We start from the raw sequence: 15,729 nt of genomic DNA on the forward strand, positions 1-15,729 counted from the left end.
CGTCACGCTGGCGGAGGCCGGCAAGGTCACCATGCGCACCAAGCGGTACCCGTTGCCGGCCGCGGCGGAAGCGCTGGACGATCTCGCGCTGAACCGGGTGCGGGGCCGGGCGGTCCTGGTACCCGAAACATGACGATGCCGGTCGAGAAAGCGCTTTCTCGCCTCGGGCTCACCTATGCCACCGAGCCCGGCTGGCGGCCGCTCGTGCTGGACCTCCATCTCCCGGAGGAGAGCGTGGCTCCGGTACCCGCGGTGGTCTACGTACACGGCGGCGGTTTCATCAGCGGTTCGCGGGGAATGGGGCCCTGGGCGACGCTGCCGGCCGAGGGCATCGCCGTCGCCACGATCGACTACCGCCTAGCTGCGGAGGCAGGCCATCCGGAGCCGGTCGAGGACGTGCTGGCGGCCATCCGATGGCTTCGCGCTCGCGGCGCCGACTACGGGATCGACGTCGAAAAGATCGCGGGCTGGGGGAGTTCGGCGGGCGGTTACCTCATCGCGCGGGCCGCGTTGTGCGACGACATCCCGGTCGGACATCCGATCGGAGATCACCTCGAGGTCTCCGCCCGCCTGTCCGCGGTCGTGCTCCACTACCCCGTAACGGATTTTCCGGCGCTGCTGACCGCCGACTTCGCCACCCACCCCGCGTTTCCCGGCATCGCGTCCTTCCTCGGTCTGTCCGGGAATGGGCATGACGTGGCTGCGGCCGGGGCATCGTGCATCGCCGCGGCGTGCGGGGCACGCTATCTGCCGCCTATGTACCTGGGCCACGGTGACCGGGACGCTGGTAGTCCCCTCAGCCAGAGCACCCGTTTACACGACGCGCTACTCGACCGGGGCGGCGAATCGACGCTCGCCGTCGTCCCGGGAGCCGGGCACGCCGACCCCGTCTTCCACACGGCGGGTGTCATCGAGCCCGCGCTTCGTTTTCTTCGCGGTGTCTGGAACCGGACGCCGGCAGATGTCAGAGAGAGAGAATGTGAGACCGATGTCGGAGAACAATCCCTTCGCGCGGTTGCGCGAGGTCCCCGCGTTCACCGTGACCAGCAAGGACCTCACCGAAGGACAACCGCTTCCGCCGGCCCAACTGTCGGGCATCTTCGGAATTCCCGGCGGTGAGGACGTCTCCCCGCAGCTGTCGTGGTCCGGTGCCCCGGAGGGCACGCAGAGCTACGTCGTCACGGTGTACGACCCGGACGCGCCCACCGGATCGGGCTTCTGGCATTGGGCCGTCGCGGACATTCCCGCCTCGGTGACCGAACTCCCCGCGGACGCCGGCAATGGCACGGCCGATTTGCTGCCGCCAGGCGCGCTTCAGATCCCCAACGACGCTCGTCTTGCCCGCTACATCGGCGGCGCCCCGCCGGTGGGCCACGGCCGGCATCGGTACTTCATCGTGGTGCTGGCGCTGGATGTGCCCAGCATCGGGGTCGACGAGAACACCACGCCCGCCTTTCTCACTTTCACAGCCGGCACCCACATACTCGGTCGCGCGGTGTTGACCGCCACCGCGGAAACCACCGGGTGACGCTGGAAAAAGATTCCCTGAGAAACGAAACAACAGAAAGGTGACCGAAATGTGCGGCACTACCGCATCGTGGATTCCCCTCGCCGAGGCGGGGAAGTGGGACCGGGTCGTCACGGCCGTCCGTGTGAAGGACGCGGACCGCATCAAGCAGAACATCGACGCTTATCAAGGTATCAACGAAAACACCGTCGACACACGGCATATCTGCATGCTGGTGACGGTGTGCGGACCCGGTGTCGAGGGCTCCACCATCACTCATTATCACCTCGATCACGAGACGGCCCTGTACTGCACTGAGGGGAAGGCCGTGATGTTCTGGGGTGACGAGCTGGAGGTCAAGCTCGAGGTCGAGGCCGGTGACTTCGTGTACATTCCGCCGTTCACGCCGCACAAGACGTTCAGCCGCAGCCATTCTGAGGGCGCGACCTTCGTGGTCGCCCGCACCGACCCGTTGGAGCAGGAGCGCGTCGTCGTCACCCCGGAACTCGACGACGGTCGTTGTGAGTCCCGCATCGACTGGGTCGACTGACAACGAACTGGCCGCTCTGGAGAAACCGTAGAATCATGCGTCTAGTCAATCTCAGCGGTCGCGCACACCTGATTTCCCGGCAGGGCGCGATCGACATCGCCAAGGCCAGCGGGGGCCGGTTCGGTCCGGACCCGATGGACCTCTTTCCACAATGGCCGGAGTTCCGGTCCTGGGCCGCCGACGCGCCGTGGGATGGCGCCTTGCCCTACCGGACCGCGGATCTGCATGCGCCGGTTCCCCGGCCGCGTCAGGTCTTCGCGATCGGTCTGAACTACGCGGAGCACGCCGACGAGACCGGGTTGTCGGCGGCGCCGCAGACGCCTTCGGTGTTCACGAAGTTCGCCAGTTCGCTCACCGGCCCGGCTGGCCGGATCACGCTGAGCGGGTCGTCGGTCGACTGGGAGGTCGAGCTGGTTGTTGTGATGGCCCAGACCACCAGCGGCATCACCGCCGCTGATGCGTGGGATCACATCGGGGGCGTCACGGTCGGGCAGGACTTCAGTGATCGTGAAGTCCAGATGCGCGGGCAACCGCCACAGTTCTCGCTGGGCAAGAGTTTTCCGGGCTTCGGCGCGACCGGTCCGGCTTTGGTGACGCCGGACGAAGTCGACCGCGACGCGCCGTTGCGCCTGCGCTGCTGGCTCAATGACGAACTCGTCCAAGATGGACACACCGGTCAGATGATTCTCCCCGTCGACGTACTCATCGAACGGATCTCGGCCGTGTGCACGCTCTACCCGGGCGACCTGATCTTCACCGGTACTCCCGCCGGTGTGGGCATGGGCCGCGTTCCCGCCCGGTACATCGCCGACGGTGACGTGGTCCGCACCCGGATCGAGGGAATCGGGGAGATGGAGCACGTCTTCATCGCGCCAGCGGCACCGTAGCTGGTGGCTCCACCCGGCCGGGTGGAGCCGCCGGGTGGAGGCCTTCAGCTGTTTCTGCGCCAGCCGAGGTTCGGCGCGACGTGTTCGGCGATGTTGTCCAGCAGCCGGAGGTTCTCGGTCACGCCGAGCAGGTTGGGGATCGTGACCAGAAGAGTGTCCGCGGCGCTGACGGCTTCGTCCTTCACCAGGCCTTCCGTGATCGCGTCGGGCTCGCCGATGAAATAGAGCGCGACCTTGTCCTGAATCTCGATCCGGTCGATGCGGCACTGGATCCGATCGTGATCTGGCATGGTGGGCTCCCTGAATTCCGAATTTCCGACTTGTTGGAAACCGCTTGGCGAAGGTGTTCGCTGGGCTTAGTGACGAGAGCCGACTCACCGTTGTGCGGTTGCTGCTTGATGGTGAGTTGCGCACGGCGGGTGCGATTGCGGAACTGGTGTCGCCGCCCACGTCGACCTGCTCGTATCACCTGTCAAAGCTGCTATCCCTGTGCTGCGCCGCGCGGAGCTCGACGATTAGTTTCCCGGGCTTCTTGACCCTGTCCGGCAGACCGCACTCGTGGACGCCCAACAGGCTTGGCACTGAAGGGAGATCCCCGGGCGTGCGGACATGAGGGTGATGACGGCGGTGGGCTCAGCGATGTGATGAGCGACCCCAGGAGGCGGGCCAGCCCACTGCGAGGTATTGAGTTTCGAGGTATTCGTGGAGTCCGTCGCATGCGCCTTCGCGGCCGAGGCCGCTTTGCTCGACGCCGCCGAAGGGTGCTGATGGCTCGGAAACGAGCCCGCGGTTGATGCCGACCATGCCCGCGTCGATGGCCTCGCCGAGTCGTATCGCGTGGCGCAGGTCGCCGGCGTGGACGTAGGCGGCCAGGTCTTGTTCGGACTCGTTGACCATGCGCAGCAGTTCGTTCTCGTGTCGCCAGTGGACGATGGGTGCGACCGGGCCGAGGATTTCCTCGTGGATGATTCGGGCGTCCGGCGGTACGTTGGTGAGTACGGTGGATGCGAAGAAATTCCCTTTGCTATCGGTGGGAAGCTCTTGCGCGTAGAAGCGGTTCGCCGCGGTGCAGGCTTGTCCGCTGTTGCGGAACTTCGCGATCATGGCCCCGTCCACCGCGGCGTCGAGGTCGACGTCCGCGGTCACCACGAACGGGGCGTTGCCGCCCAGTTCCGTCGATACATTCACGACCCGCTCGGCTGCTTACCGCAGCAGTGTCCGGCCGACCGGTGTGGAGCCGGTGAAGGGGAGCTTGCGGACCCGGGAATCGGCCAGCCAGGCACCGACCACGGCGGAGGCGGAGCTCGTCGTCACGATGTTGACCACGTTGTCGGGCATGCCGGCTTCGGTGAGCGCCATGCGATCGCGGGCGCGGGCCAGGCTTTGCGCGTGATCATGGCGGCGGGGAAGTTCCCCCCGCGTGACCAGTGCGGCGATGCCGATGGCCGTTGGGTCACCACCGTGCGGGTGCCGCCGGCCGGGGATGGTCCATAGTGTCCGTTGGGGCGCACGGCTTGTTCGGCATACCAACGGAAGAACTCGGCCGCGAAGGCGACGTCGCCACGGGCGTCCGTTCGTGATTTGCCGTTCTCGCCCACGATCAGCTCGGTCAGCTGGTTCTGGTTGCGCATCAGCAATCGAAGGCGCGGTGCAGGATTTCCGAGCGACGGCGCGCCAGGGTACCCGCCCACCCGTCGGCGGCTGCAGCGGGCCGTGTCATGACATCGGTGTTTGCGGTTAGTACTTCTCGGCGCTCGGCCAGCGCCGAAAACACCGTTCGATCTTGTTACAGACCCCAACGTGTGAACAGCATGGCTCCGTCTCGCGCACGCCTCGTTTGACGCTAAGTCAGCGAGGCGTGATGGATACGCCAGCAGCCCAAACGGCTTTGATCGCGAGGTCGGGACTGAGCGCCACCACGTCGGCTGCATAGCCGGGAGCGAGCGCACCAAGCCTTCTCGCCAGACCGAGCGCTTCGGCTGGGACAGCAGTGAGCGCCGCGACGGCCTGCCGCAACGTCATGCCACCGAGCTTGACGGCGTTCAGGAGTGCGATGTCTTGGGTGAGCGTCGAGCCTGCGATCGTGTCAGTACCGGCAACGCGGGCAATACCGTGGTTGACGCTGACGCTCAAGGATCCCAGCCGGTAAGTCCCGTCCGGAGAGCCGGCAGCAGCCATTGCGTCGGTGATCAACGCGACGCGGTCCGGTACTGCACGGAACAGAGTGAGTGCGACGACCGGTGCGACGTGGACGCCATCGAGGATGAGTTCGAGGCTGACTCGGTCGTCGGCGACGGCAGCCGCGACCGGTCCTGGGTTGCGATGGTGGATACCGGGCATCGCGTTGAACGTGTGTGTGAGCAGGGTTGCGCCAGCGTCGAAGGCAGCGCGGGCCTGGTCGTAGGTGGCGACGGTGTGTCCCACGGCGGTGAGGACGTCGTGGTCCACGAGGTGCCGGATCGCGTCGGTTGCCCCCGTCAGCTCGGGTGCGATTGTGACCTGCCGGAGGGCGCCGTCGGCGGCTTCGAGGAGCTTGTCGATGGTCTGCCGGGCCGGGTCGAGGAGGAAACCGCGTTCATGCGCCCCCTGGTTATGAGCGGAGAGGAACGGGCCTTCGAGGTGCACGCCGAGTACGAGCGGGTCTTCGGCCATGACCTCGCGAATCGTGGCGAGGGACCGGGTGAGGGCCGGGATTGGGTTTGCGACGAGGCTGAGTACCGACCGGGTGGTGCCGTGGCGGCGATGCATCGCGAGGGCGGCAAGGATCTCGTCAGCGGCGTTGTCATAAGCCCCGCTTGCACCCCCGTGCCCGTGGAGGTCGATGAATCCGGGCACGAGGGTGGCGTCGCCAAGATCGGCGAACTGGTCCGCGGCGGGCGCGTCCGGTCCGCTGCCGACGGCGCGGATGATGCCGCCAGCGGCGAAAATCCAGGCGTCGGTCGTGTCGGTGTAGGCGTCGATGGCGCGCGCCGCACGCAGCAACGTTGTCTTGGTAGGAGTGTCGGTCACTGGTTGCGCTGCCGGTTCGGCTTGTTGGCGTACGTGTACTTGTAGTAGTCCGCATGCTTGAGCTTCGACGCCGCGGCCTCGTCAACGGCAACCGTCACGTGCTCGTGCAGTTGCAGCGCACTGCCCGGAACGAACGAGGACAGCGGCCCCTCGACCGAGGCCGCGGCGGCGTCCGCCTTCGCCGACCCCTGTGCCACCAACACGAGCTCCCTGGCCTCGAGGATCGTGCCGAGCCCCTGCGTCACGCAGTGCGTCGGAACCCGGTCCAGCGAGTCGAAGAAGCGCGCGTTCGCCTCACGCGTGGACGGAGCGAGCGTCTTGATGCGCGTCCGGGAGGCGAACGACGACGTCGGCTCGTTGAACCCGATGTGCCCGTTGGCACCGATGCCGAGGATCTGCACGTCCACACCGCCCGCGGCACGGATCGCGGCGTCGTACTCATTCGCCGCGAACTCGAGGTCGTCGGCGAGGCCGTCCGGCATCCGCACGCGGGAGGGGCCGAACCCGAGCGGACCGACGACGTCCCGAGCGATCACCGATGCGTACGACTCGGGGGGCTCGGGCGGGATGCCGACGTACTCGTCGAGGGCGAACCCGCGCGCCTGGGCGAACGAGATCTCTCTGGCGTCGACCCGGCGCTGCAGATCGGCGTAGATACCCTGCGGGCTGGAACCGGTCGCAAGACCGATGACGGCGGACGGCTTCTTCGCGACGACCGAGGCGATCTTGGCCGCAGCGACGCGACCGACTTCAGCCGGCGTGGACAGGATGATGATCTCCAAGAGGCATTCCTTCGCCAGTTGTTGAGTCACACAACAGGGGCATGGTGAGGCCGTGCGAGGAGCGTCAGGGCTCGATCGGCCGCACCCGCTGGGCGTACATTGCCTCGAGGGCCTCGTTGGCGGTATCGCCGTCGGGAAGGTTCATTGACCGGTAGACCGGCGGCCGCAGTCCCGCCTCGATGTACTTGCGGCAGATGCCTTCGGTCAGGAGCTCGACGATCACCACACCTGCGAGCGAGGAGACAGCTCCCGTGCGGGTGCCGTCGGGAAGTTCAAGTGCGGCGTCTCCGGTCGGGGCACCTGTGTCGATCACGACGTCGCCGTATTCGTAGAGCTTCCTGCCCGACGTGGCGCGGGTAGCGACCTGCGAGCTGTGCTGCATCGAGGTGATCACGACCAGCTTGTGGCCGCGCTCCGTGACAAGCCGAGCCATCTCGACGACAGAGCCGTTGATGCCCGAGTTCGAGACGATGAGGAAGCAGTCCTCCGGACGTGCCCCGGTGAAGTCGAAAACGGACTGCGCAAACGCGGGGTTCCGCTCGAGCGTTGGGTCGAGAAGGTCCTTCGGATCCAGGTCGCCGTAGGTCGACAGGTCACTGATGCGCACGAGATTGACGGGAAGCAGCCCCCCGGCGCGTCCACTCATCTCGTGGACGATCACGCGCGAGTGTCCGGTGCCGAAGGCTTGCAGCACGCCGCCTGCAAGCATTGATTCGGCGATCAGCTCTACGGCAGCGTCGACATTCCCGAGCTGCGTCGCAGCGATGCGATCGATGGTGCGGTGAGACAGCTCGAGGTAGTCGTATTCCATCGTGTTCCTCCGTTGGTCGAGTGGGCAGTGCTTCGCGATCGCTAGGACAATCGGATCACTCACCGTCGTACTGGACCGTACCACTTTATCAAGTTGTTAACGCCGAGTTTCGGCTGTTGACAGAAAACAATGCTCGATGCCAAGGTGGGCCAACTCAACTGGTACGGACCACTTAGGAGAGGTTATGCACAGGGAGACCAACGGCGCTCGGGCTGTGCTGACGCTGCCGGCGGCATCAGCGTCGAGCGGCCGCACCACATGCAACGAAGCGCAAGGCAACGACGTCCGTTCGGAGAAGGGAGACGGCCGTGAGCTCGCACGTTGACGGAGCGAACGACTCAACGCTCGAGGCCGGAGCGATCACTCTTCCCGGTGTCCTCATGCAGGCCATCACCCACATCGGGCCCGCGGTTGGCCTGCTCTTCACCGTGCAGGCGATTGCCGGTGTCGCCGGTGTCGCAGTACCTGTCGCCCTCGGGATTGGTGGCCTGGCGATGGGGCTGGTCGCCGTGTCCGTGATCCAGCTGTCGAAGAAGATGTCCTCCGCCGGCGGCTACTTCACCTGGGTCAGCAACATCATTGGGCCGAGAACCGGCTTCGTCGTCGCATGGGCGTTCCTGCTTTTCGAACCGATCGGTGCCGGAATCAATCTGTCCTTCATGGGCGGCATCATCCAATCGACCCTCAAGAACGCCTACGGGTTTGACTTCCCCTGGTGGATCACGGCACTGGTCGGGACGGCCCTGCTCACCGTCATCTCCTTGTTCGGGCTGAAGCTCTCGATCGGTTTCGTCGTGGGCATGGGTATCTTCGAGATCGCGATCGGCGTCGCACTCGCCGTGACCGGCCTGATCCACCCCGGCAACGGCGGGTTCAACTTCGAGCCGTTCATGCCGACACACGCGGCCAGCTTCAACGGCCTCTTCCTCGGGGTGGTGTTCTCGATCTTCACCTTCGCGGGCTTCGAGGCAGTCGCACCCCTCGCCGAAGAGAGCGCCAACCCGACCAAGACGCTGCCGCGCGCAGTGATCCTGTCGCTCGCGACCACGATCGTCTTCTTCCTCATCGTCGGCTGGGGCACGCTCGCCGGCTGGGGCACGAACGACGTGACATCTTTCGTCGCCGACGGCTCTCCGGTTCTCACATTCGCCCGTGGCGCCTGGGGACCCTTGTGGATCCTCGTCTTGATCTCGTTCATCAACTCGATCATCGGCGTGGGGATCGCGGTCCAGAACGCGTCGAGCCGCGTCATCTTCGGCATGGCGCGAGCGCGGGTGCTCCCGCCAGCCCTCGCCGTCGTTCACGCCAGGCGAAGGACTCCGACCAACGCTGTGCTCTTGCAGTCGTTCGTGACGCTCGTGGTTTCGGTCGGGGGCGGCTTCCTGCTCGGCACGACCGGCGTGTTCGCGTTCGCCGGCATCATCATCACGATCCTGATCATCGTCGTCTACATCAGCGGCAACGTCGCAGTGTGGCGCCTGTACCGCTCGAAGTACCGGGATGAGTACAGCATCCTCACGCACCTCATGGTTCCGATCGCGTCCAGCCTGCTGCTGCTCTACGTCGGGTACAAGACACTCTTCCCGCTGCCGACCGGTGTGAACGCGTGGGCGCCGATCGTTGCGATCGTGTGGCTCGTCGTCGGCGGCGTCATCGTCGCCGTTCTCTCCACCAGTGGCAGCCTCGGTACACTCCGTCGAGCGGGGACCGCGATGTCAGGCACCGAGTCGAACTCAACGATCGACGACGGGGACGCTCCTCTCGACGATGCGAGGGCCGCCACCTGATCACCTTCGGGATCGTGCCCTGTGAGACGGTCGATGCGGCAGATGAAGACCTAGGGTGGTGGGATGGGGAGGAACGATGGCGCACAAGTATGAGGCGGTTGCCCGAGGTATCCGCGAGCTGATCGCCTCATCACTTTCCCCACACGACGCGCTCCCGTCCGAGCGTGAACTGATGGAGATCTACCACGTCAGCCGAATGACGGTGCGTGCCGCCATCGCCCGCCTCATCGACGAGGGCCTCGTCTACAACATCCACGGATCCGGAACCTACGTGGGCTCCCGCGACATCTTCTCCAAGTCGCCGAAACTGACCTCGTTCACGGAGGACATGACCAGTCGCGGGTTCCGTGCGTCGTCCCGGGTGCTCGCAGCATACGTGTCCGAGGCCGACGAGGAGCTCGCGCGAAGGTTGGCAATCCCGACCGGCTCACCGTGCACGGTCCTCCGACGATTGCGACTGGCAGACGAAAAACCGATCGCGATCGAAGAAGCGTACCTCCCCACGTCGATCCTTGATCTCGATCGACTCCGCCTCGGCGAGTCCCTCTACGCCCAGCTCGCCGAGGACGGGCACGAGATCATCCGATCCGAACAAGAAATCAAAGCAATCGAACTCGACGATGACCAGTGTGCATTGCTCGAGGTGCCAGATGGATCCGCGGCGCTGTGCGTCCTCCGAGTGAGCTCGTCGCACCAAGGGCGACTGATCGAATTCGCGTGCGATATCTACCGCGCCGACCGATACAGCTTCCATCTGGCCGTGACGAGAGATGGAAACGAACGCTAGTGGAAGAAGCACATCAGCAGCTGCTGAACTCGTTGCAGGGCGGACTGGTCGTGTCCTGCCAGTCCAATCCCGGCGAAGCGTTCCACAGCTCAGCAGCCATGGCGATGTTCGCTCGGACGGCCCTGGCGTCAGGAGCCGTCGGCATCCGGGCACAGGGACCCGACGACGTTGCGCTGATCCACCAAGACATCCCGTTGCCGCAGATTGGCCTGTGGAAGACCCACCCCGCTCACGGTGTCTTCATCACGCCGACGCTCGAGCACGCGTTGGCGGTCGCGCGCGCGGGAGCGGAAATCATTGCGATCGATGGCACGCGACGGCCGCGGCCAGACGGGCTGACGCTGCGCGAGACCATCACGGCCATCCACGAACGCACCAACGCGCTGGTCATGGCCGATGTCGCGACCGCAGCGGACGCGACCGCCGCGCAGGACGCAGGCTCCGACATGGTCAGCACAACGCTCTCCGGCTACACGGACGACACCCGAGACAAGGGAGACGGACCGGATTTCGACCTGCTCCGAACGACCGTCGCTGCGCTGACCGTGCCAGTTTTCGCCGAAGGCCGCATCCGCACGCCGGAGCTGGCGGCCGAAGCCATCGCCCTCGGGGCGCATGCCGTCGTGGTCGGGACCGCGATCACCGACCCGACGACCATCACCTCCTGGTTCGTGCAGGCGATCCACAAGCGTCAGGGTCTGGACATGGCGCTCCGAACGGACTCGGTGACCACGTGGTGACGGTCCTCGCCGTCGACGGCGGACAGTCCGCCATCCGGCTTCGACACTCTTCCTCCGACCGCAGTGTCGAGGTCGAAGGCGTCAGCAGGCTCGAAGGTGATCTCGTCACGGGAACCGCCGAAGCGATCGTCGAAGTATGGCGGCGAGCAGGCTCACCACAGGTTGACCGCGCCGTTCTCGGACTGACGACCGCACCTCCCGACGCCGAGCGAGCTGAGGCACTGTGCGCGCTCATCGGGGAGGCGATCGGCGCCAGCGAAGTCTGGGTCGCCGACGACTCCGTCACGTCGCACTACGGAGCACTCTCCGGGACCCCTGGCGTGGCCCTGATCGCCGGCACCGGCGTCGCGTGCCTGGCGCTACCGCGGGCAGGGCAACCGCGCCTGTTCGACGGCAACGGCTACCTCCTCGGCGACGAAGGCGGCGCGTTCTGGATCGGCGCCAGCGCGATCCGGTCGGTGCTCCGCCGGCACGACGGCGTCGGAGCGGCCACCGCGCTCTCCCACGTGGCTGCTGAGCGCTTCGGACCCATACCCGAACTGCGAGAAGCCGTGTACGGCCACGTCCGACCGGTGAACGCGGTCGCACAATTCGCGCGTGATGTGCTCGATGTCGCGGGGCAGGGCGACTCCACTGCGGAAGCAATCGTGCAGTCCGCAGCAGACGAACTCGCCGCGACAGCTCAGGCCGGGGTCGCCTGGGTCGGCGACGAGGTCGTCGACATCGCTCTCGGCGGCAAGCTCTTCGCTCTGGGCTCCTTGTTGCGCAGCAGGTTTGAAACCACGATGTCATCGTCCATCCGGGACGTACGGATCAGGTCGGCGGACGCCTCCGGGCTCACTGGCGCCATGAACCTCGGAATCACAGATGGCGCCGAGCGGTACGGCGTTCTCGTTCATCGCTGGCGCTTCCGCTGAGTCCGATGAATGAACTGCTCACGAGGTCACTCGCGCTCGTCGTCTCATAGAACGGTCGCGATCTGGGCTTGGTGGGGTCCGCAGACGGTCTGGGTACGATGCACGTGGGGGACACGTCGCTGTCGGCGCATGGGCAGATCAAGGTCGCGGTGGACTATCAGGAGAACATCGCCGCGGGCCTGCAGATCCTGGAGACCACGTGGAATCAGCTCTATACCGACGGGATCCTCGCCAACAACGGGGATCCGCGCTATTTGGAGAACTGGTATTATGCCGCGTGGGCCTACAACTCCGGGATCGAACCCACCGGCTCGTACGACCCGACCGGCTGCACGGCGGGCTCGTCGTGTACCGGTCCGGATGGGACGTGGGGTTTGGGTGGGCGAACAACCCGGAAAACCCAGTGTATCCGCCGAACCGCGACCCGTATCTGCAGGACACGTATGCGGATGCGGCGCATCCGGGGAGCTGGCCTTATCAGGAACGCGTGATGGGCTGGATGGCCTCCCCGCTGCTGCGCTACAGCGCTCGCGCCTACACGACACCGACCTATCACGGTGGCCAGAGCTGGTTGCAGATCGCGCCGTTCGCCTCGTTCTGCGACGTGCCCGACAACCACTGTGACCCGAACACGATCAACCCGACCAACCCAGACGCCGGGCACTGCCAGCTCAATGATTACGAGTGCTGGTGGCATCAGCCGGTGACGTGGATCCCGAGCTGCACAACGACGTGCGTGACCAGCGCCTACGCCTACGCCACCGGATCCACCGAACCGGGGAACCCGGATCCAGACCCGCCGACATGCAATCTGGACACCAGCAAGGTCCCGGGTAACGCGATCATCGTGGATGACGAGACCTCACCGCCGCTGAATGTTCAGGGATGCGGAGGCGAGAACTGGTCATCGAACGGCATCTTCAATTACGCCCATGGCACTAACTCGGCGGGTGATCCGATCGGGGGATCGATACCCACCAGGCCGGCACCGGTAGCAAGTACGACGATGCGATCCTGGAGATGCTGGGTTTCCTATGATGAAGAGGTCGAGTGCAATGGTGACCACCGAGAAGGAGCCAGGTCGCGATGGTTATTGAGTTGGCGCCGCCCGACAGCGCCGGTCTTGTCCGAATCGGGTCTTCGCGCGATGAAGCTCGAGTATCCTTGGGTCAATATGGTGCGATCAATGAAGTTGATAAGGGGGGTAGTTATCCGACCTGGGTGGTGTACGATCGACGATCTGGTCTAAGCATATTCGTATTTTTTGATCAAAACGAGTTAGTGGAGGCCGTTGAGCTTGGTAGGCCGACGACCGGTGTTCAAGTTTCTTATGCGGGCATCGATGTTTTCGCAACCCCGGTTGGCGAGTTAATTTCCCGGTTGAGCCAGCGTGCGCAGGTAAAGGAACACGAGCGAGGAAGCTCGTATACAGCGAGCGACCTATTGCTCGGCTTTTGGCGTTCAGGATCTCCGGAGGAGCCCGATGAGGACGATTGGCAATACTTTGAAAGTGTGCTCGTAGCAAGACCGGGCTATTACGAACCAAAGTAGAAACTGGTTCCGGTACGGCCTTCTTCGCGGTGGTTACCGCGCGACGCTGTGGGCACCGGATGATGCCCTGGCAGTGAGGGGGTCAGAGGTTCGAGTCCCCAAGTTCCCCGGATCGGCGACGTGAGGGGCGACGGAAGCGCGTGGTTGAGTAGCTGGCGCTGGTCGTCTGTACAGCCCGGGATAGACCTGAGCGGATCGGCACAGACGTCGTCGTGCAACCGTGTCCCGGCGGGGTCCAAGCCGACGGCGTGATGCTCGCCTTTGCCCACGTCAAGCCCGAGATAGACGGAGTAGCCGTTAGTCACCCAAGTGGTTTTTCGTATCGTCGTGTGCCGGTCGCCAGTGAAGCACCGACGGCTGGCAGCCACGCTACGACGAGACCTACCTTGTGGCGGCCATGTGCCTATCAGCGTTCCCTCGATGCCACCGGACTCGGTGACACCACCCCCCGGATCATGCCTTCGACTGGGGGATCAAATCATGCCGAGCCTGGCGACCGCAGCTCCTTGATCAAGAGCCACGCAGAAGGTAACGGGGGCGGCCGGGGCCAGGTCACGGACGAGCGGGAAGACTGTTTTCCCGGCAGGTTGCCCTGCGCTAGCGGTGTGTCTGTGATGCGGCCTTGTCGATGACTGATGAGCAGCGTGCCGAGCTGGGCCGGATGGCGGCTTCGTCGAGGTTGCCGCACCGGCAGGCGGTGCAGGCACGGGCGTTGCTGTGGGCGGCGGATGGCGTGGCCAACGAGGAAAACGCACGCCGGTCCGGTGTGGACTCCGATGCGGTGCGCCGCTGGCGGTCCCGGTTCACCGAGGCGGGCGTCGCGGGTGTCGGGCGCATGGCCCAGGGCCGGGGACGCAAGCCCAGCCCGCCGCCGGGCACCGTCGAACAGGTGCTGCACACCACCGCGCATGACATGCCACCGGGCGGGGCCACGCACTGGACCACCCGCACGATGGCCGCCCGGATCGGCATCGGCAGGGACTCGGTGGCCCGAATCTGGGCCAACCACGGCCTCAAACCGTGGAAGGTGGACACGTTCAAGATCAGCAACGATCCACGCTTCGAGGAGAAGCTGGTTGATGTGGTCGGGGTGTACGTGGTGTTCAGCTTCGATGAGAAAACGCATTGCCAGGCGCCGGATCGGACCTAGCCGTCATTGCCGATGAAGCGCGGTCGCGCGCAGACAATGACCCATGACTACAAGCGGCACGGCACGATCGATCTGTTCGGAGCGATGAGCATCGGCACCGGCGAGGTGCTCACCGAACTGCGTAAAGGCCACGCCGGTGCAGATGTGTTGCGGTTCTTCAAACAGATCGACAAGACCGTCCCGCGTGGGCTGGGTGTGCATGTCGTGCTGGACAACCTCTCCGCTCACGCCGCACCCGAAGTCACGAAGTGGCTGGCCCACAGTGATCGCCGTCGTTGAGCACGACCGCTCGCCGTCCATCGAGCGGCGGGTCGCGTTCCTGCTCGACCAGGCCAAGGGCTACGGGCAGCGGCGTGACTACGCCAGCGCCCTGCTGACGCTGCAGACGGCCGAGGCTGAAGCGCCCGAAGACATGCGTTACCGACCCGCCGCCCACCAAATCCTGCGCACGGTCACCGAGCGGGGCCGACGGCCGGTCGCCCAGCAGGCCGCCCTGCTCGCCGGGCGTGTCGGCCTGCCCCCTGTAGTCCGCCCGAACGGCTAGTCCACCCGAACTGACAGTTCGGGTTACTCGTCAGTAACCGTCATACGGTCTGCGCGTTCGATCCCCAGTGCGGATCACCGCACTGCACCGAAACCGACCTAAGACGGGAGCGCTTCGTCATGACTATTCGATTTGTCGAACGCACCAGAACCCTGGTCCCGACGTGCTGGCAGCGAGTCCGTAACGCACGGGCTACGACGACCGGGCCTCGAGTGCCGGAACCGGCCCAGCTCTACAGCCTCTGCGTTCTCGCCCTGAACCTGCACGCCCCTGACCGTGTGGGCTCGTGCGCGAGTTGCGGGGCGGCGTGGCCCTGCCAGCCGGTGCGGCTGGCGTACCGGTTGCGGGAGGGGTTCTAAGCCATGTCGGAGTCCACCCTTGAGACGGATGTCGTCGTCAGCGCCCTGGTGCACAACGCTGCCAACCTGCCGATCGCGGCGCTTCAGCTTCGCGAGGGCGAGCTGAGCCCTGACCGGCAGCACGAACTCGGCTCGCTGCTCATCCAGCTCGGCGAACTGCTGCACCAGCACGCAGACCTTGTGGCCGAACCGGCTGAAGTCGCGCGGCAGCGGACGCTATGGACGCCGGAGCACAGCGGGACCGACCATGTCACGTCATGAGCCGGGTGGTGCTGGTCGCCTCGTCTACTTCGGACCGTTGATCCTGGCCGTCCTGTTCTTCCTGACACACCAATGGTTACAGCGTCG

The 15,729-nt window shown here is 65.3% G+C and carries 20 protein-coding genes and 2 pseudogenes; 16 read left to right on the forward strand and 6 right to left on the reverse strand.

Translation table 11 applies throughout. The annotated features are described in order from the left end of the window. The 5 genes and pseudogenes from LOZ83_RS40520 to LOZ83_RS26320 form a co-directional block, all read left to right on the forward strand. A pseudogene (locus LOZ83_RS40520) lies at positions 1 to 133 on the forward strand (NAD(P)-dependent alcohol dehydrogenase); the annotation flags it as partial. 2 nt (positions 134 to 135) lie between these two features. Then, complete coding sequence (locus tag LOZ83_RS40865) at positions 136 to 1,119, forward strand: alpha/beta hydrolase (protein WP_374202729.1); 984 nt, start codon at positions 136 to 138, stop codon at positions 1,117 to 1,119. Next, the gene (locus LOZ83_RS26310; protein ID WP_374202717.1) at positions 1,040 to 1,528 is read left to right on the forward strand and encodes a YbhB/YbcL family Raf kinase inhibitor-like protein; all 489 of its coding nucleotides are present in this window, start codon (positions 1,040 to 1,042) and stop codon (positions 1,526 to 1,528) included. Before LOZ83_RS40865 ends, LOZ83_RS26310 begins: the two co-directional genes overlap by 80 nt. A 49-nt stretch (positions 1,529 to 1,577) precedes the next feature. Beyond that, positions 1,578 to 2,057 (forward strand): cupin domain-containing protein, encoded by a 480-nt coding sequence (locus LOZ83_RS26315; protein WP_236794369.1) that lies wholly within the window; start codon positions 1,578 to 1,580, stop codon positions 2,055 to 2,057. Between the two features lie 35 nt (positions 2,058 to 2,092). Next, on the forward strand, positions 2,093 to 2,944 hold the full coding sequence (locus LOZ83_RS26320; protein ID WP_236794370.1) for a fumarylacetoacetate hydrolase family protein: 852 nt from the start codon (positions 2,093 to 2,095) through the stop codon (positions 2,942 to 2,944). Positions 2,945 to 2,988: 44 nt separating this feature from the next. On the opposite strand, the gene LOZ83_RS26325 is transcribed toward LOZ83_RS26320, so the two are convergent. After that, positions 2,989 to 3,234 (reverse strand): hypothetical protein, encoded by a 246-nt coding sequence (locus LOZ83_RS26325; protein ID WP_236794371.1) that lies wholly within the window; start codon positions 3,232 to 3,234, stop codon positions 2,989 to 2,991. 53 nt (positions 3,235 to 3,287) lie between these two features. On the opposite strand from LOZ83_RS26325, the gene LOZ83_RS40870 reads away from it, so the two are divergent. Beyond that, positions 3,288 to 3,557 carry an ArsR/SmtB family transcription factor gene (locus tag LOZ83_RS40870; protein ID WP_374202730.1) on the forward strand — a complete coding sequence of 90 codons (270 nt, stop codon included), beginning with the start codon at positions 3,288 to 3,290 and terminating at the stop codon, positions 3,555 to 3,557. Positions 3,558 to 3,577: 20 nt separating this feature from the next. Here LOZ83_RS40870 and LOZ83_RS39995 read toward each other — a convergent pair. From LOZ83_RS39995 to LOZ83_RS26350, 5 genes and pseudogenes are all read right to left on the reverse strand, one after another. Next, positions 3,578 to 4,303: pseudogene (locus LOZ83_RS39995) on the reverse strand (aldehyde dehydrogenase family protein). Further along, positions 4,255 to 4,875 carry an aldehyde dehydrogenase family protein gene (locus LOZ83_RS40875; RefSeq protein WP_374202718.1) on the reverse strand — a complete coding sequence of 207 codons (621 nt, stop codon included), beginning with the start codon at positions 4,873 to 4,875 and terminating at the stop codon, positions 4,255 to 4,257. Before LOZ83_RS40875 ends, LOZ83_RS39995 begins: the two are co-directional and overlap by 49 nt. Then, positions 4,793 to 5,953: an N-acetylglucosamine-6-phosphate deacetylase gene (gene nagA, locus LOZ83_RS26340; protein WP_236794372.1), complete on the reverse strand. Its 1,161-nt coding sequence runs from the start codon at positions 5,951 to 5,953 to the stop codon at positions 4,793 to 4,795. The genes LOZ83_RS40875 and nagA overlap by 83 nt, the downstream gene beginning before the upstream one ends. Further along, a complete protein-coding gene (nagB, locus tag LOZ83_RS26345; RefSeq protein ID WP_236794373.1) occupies positions 5,950 to 6,735 on the reverse strand; it encodes a glucosamine-6-phosphate deaminase in 786 nt (261 codons plus the stop codon). The genes nagA and nagB overlap by 4 nt, the downstream gene beginning before the upstream one ends. 64 nt (positions 6,736 to 6,799) lie before the next feature. Continuing rightward, positions 6,800 to 7,546 (reverse strand): sugar isomerase domain-containing protein, encoded by a 747-nt coding sequence (locus tag LOZ83_RS26350; RefSeq protein WP_236794374.1) that lies wholly within the window; start codon positions 7,544 to 7,546, stop codon positions 6,800 to 6,802. A 308-nt stretch (positions 7,547 to 7,854) separates the two neighbouring features. Between LOZ83_RS26350 and LOZ83_RS26355 the strand changes: the two genes are divergently transcribed. The 10 genes from LOZ83_RS26355 to LOZ83_RS26405 all read left to right on the forward strand — a co-directional run bounded on the left by LOZ83_RS26355 (position 7,855) and on the right by LOZ83_RS26405 (position 15,642). Then, positions 7,855 to 9,333 carry an APC family permease gene (locus LOZ83_RS26355; protein WP_236794375.1) on the forward strand — a complete coding sequence of 493 codons (1,479 nt, stop codon included), beginning with the start codon at positions 7,855 to 7,857 and terminating at the stop codon, positions 9,331 to 9,333. 76 nt (positions 9,334 to 9,409) lie between these two features. After that, entirely contained in the window at positions 9,410 to 10,120 is a 711-nt protein-coding gene (locus LOZ83_RS26360; RefSeq protein WP_236794376.1) for a GntR family transcriptional regulator, read from the forward strand. Beyond that, positions 10,120 to 10,860, forward strand: a complete 741-nt coding sequence (locus LOZ83_RS26365; protein WP_236794377.1) for an N-acetylmannosamine-6-phosphate 2-epimerase — start codon at positions 10,120 to 10,122, stop codon at positions 10,858 to 10,860. Before LOZ83_RS26360 ends, LOZ83_RS26365 begins: the two co-directional genes overlap by 1 nt. Further along, positions 10,857 to 11,777, forward strand: coding sequence for a BadF/BadG/BcrA/BcrD ATPase family protein (locus LOZ83_RS26370; protein WP_236794378.1), 921 nt, complete (start codon positions 10,857 to 10,859; stop codon positions 11,775 to 11,777). The genes LOZ83_RS26365 and LOZ83_RS26370 overlap by 4 nt, the downstream gene beginning before the upstream one ends. Positions 11,778 to 11,881: 104 nt before the next feature. Continuing rightward, positions 11,882 to 12,268 (forward strand): hypothetical protein, encoded by a 387-nt coding sequence (locus tag LOZ83_RS26375; RefSeq protein ID WP_236794379.1) that lies wholly within the window; start codon positions 11,882 to 11,884, stop codon positions 12,266 to 12,268. Further along, positions 12,268 to 13,026 (forward strand): hypothetical protein, encoded by a 759-nt coding sequence (locus LOZ83_RS26380; RefSeq protein ID WP_236794380.1) that lies wholly within the window; start codon positions 12,268 to 12,270, stop codon positions 13,024 to 13,026. The genes LOZ83_RS26375 and LOZ83_RS26380 overlap by 1 nt, the downstream gene beginning before the upstream one ends. Before the next feature lie 930 nt (positions 13,027 to 13,956). Next, positions 13,957 to 14,478, forward strand: coding sequence for a helix-turn-helix domain-containing protein (locus LOZ83_RS26390; protein WP_236794381.1), 522 nt, complete (start codon positions 13,957 to 13,959; stop codon positions 14,476 to 14,478). Between the two features lie 12 nt (positions 14,479 to 14,490). Then, the gene (locus tag LOZ83_RS26395) at positions 14,491 to 14,757 is read left to right on the forward strand and encodes a transposase (protein WP_236794382.1); all 267 of its coding nucleotides are present in this window, start codon (positions 14,491 to 14,493) and stop codon (positions 14,755 to 14,757) included. Next, on the forward strand, positions 14,741 to 15,022 hold the full coding sequence (locus LOZ83_RS26400; RefSeq protein WP_236794383.1) for a hypothetical protein: 282 nt from the start codon (positions 14,741 to 14,743) through the stop codon (positions 15,020 to 15,022). Before LOZ83_RS26395 ends, LOZ83_RS26400 begins: the two co-directional genes overlap by 17 nt. A gap of 362 nt (positions 15,023 to 15,384) precedes the next feature. Continuing rightward, positions 15,385 to 15,642: a hypothetical protein gene (locus LOZ83_RS26405; protein ID WP_236794384.1), complete on the forward strand. Its 258-nt coding sequence runs from the start codon at positions 15,385 to 15,387 to the stop codon at positions 15,640 to 15,642. Positions 15,643 to 15,729 lie beyond the last annotated feature (87 nt).

The sequence above is a fragment of the Amycolatopsis sp. GM8 genome (assembly GCF_021653975.1).
GTDB lineage: Bacteria > Actinomycetota > Actinomycetes > Mycobacteriales > Pseudonocardiaceae > Amycolatopsis_E.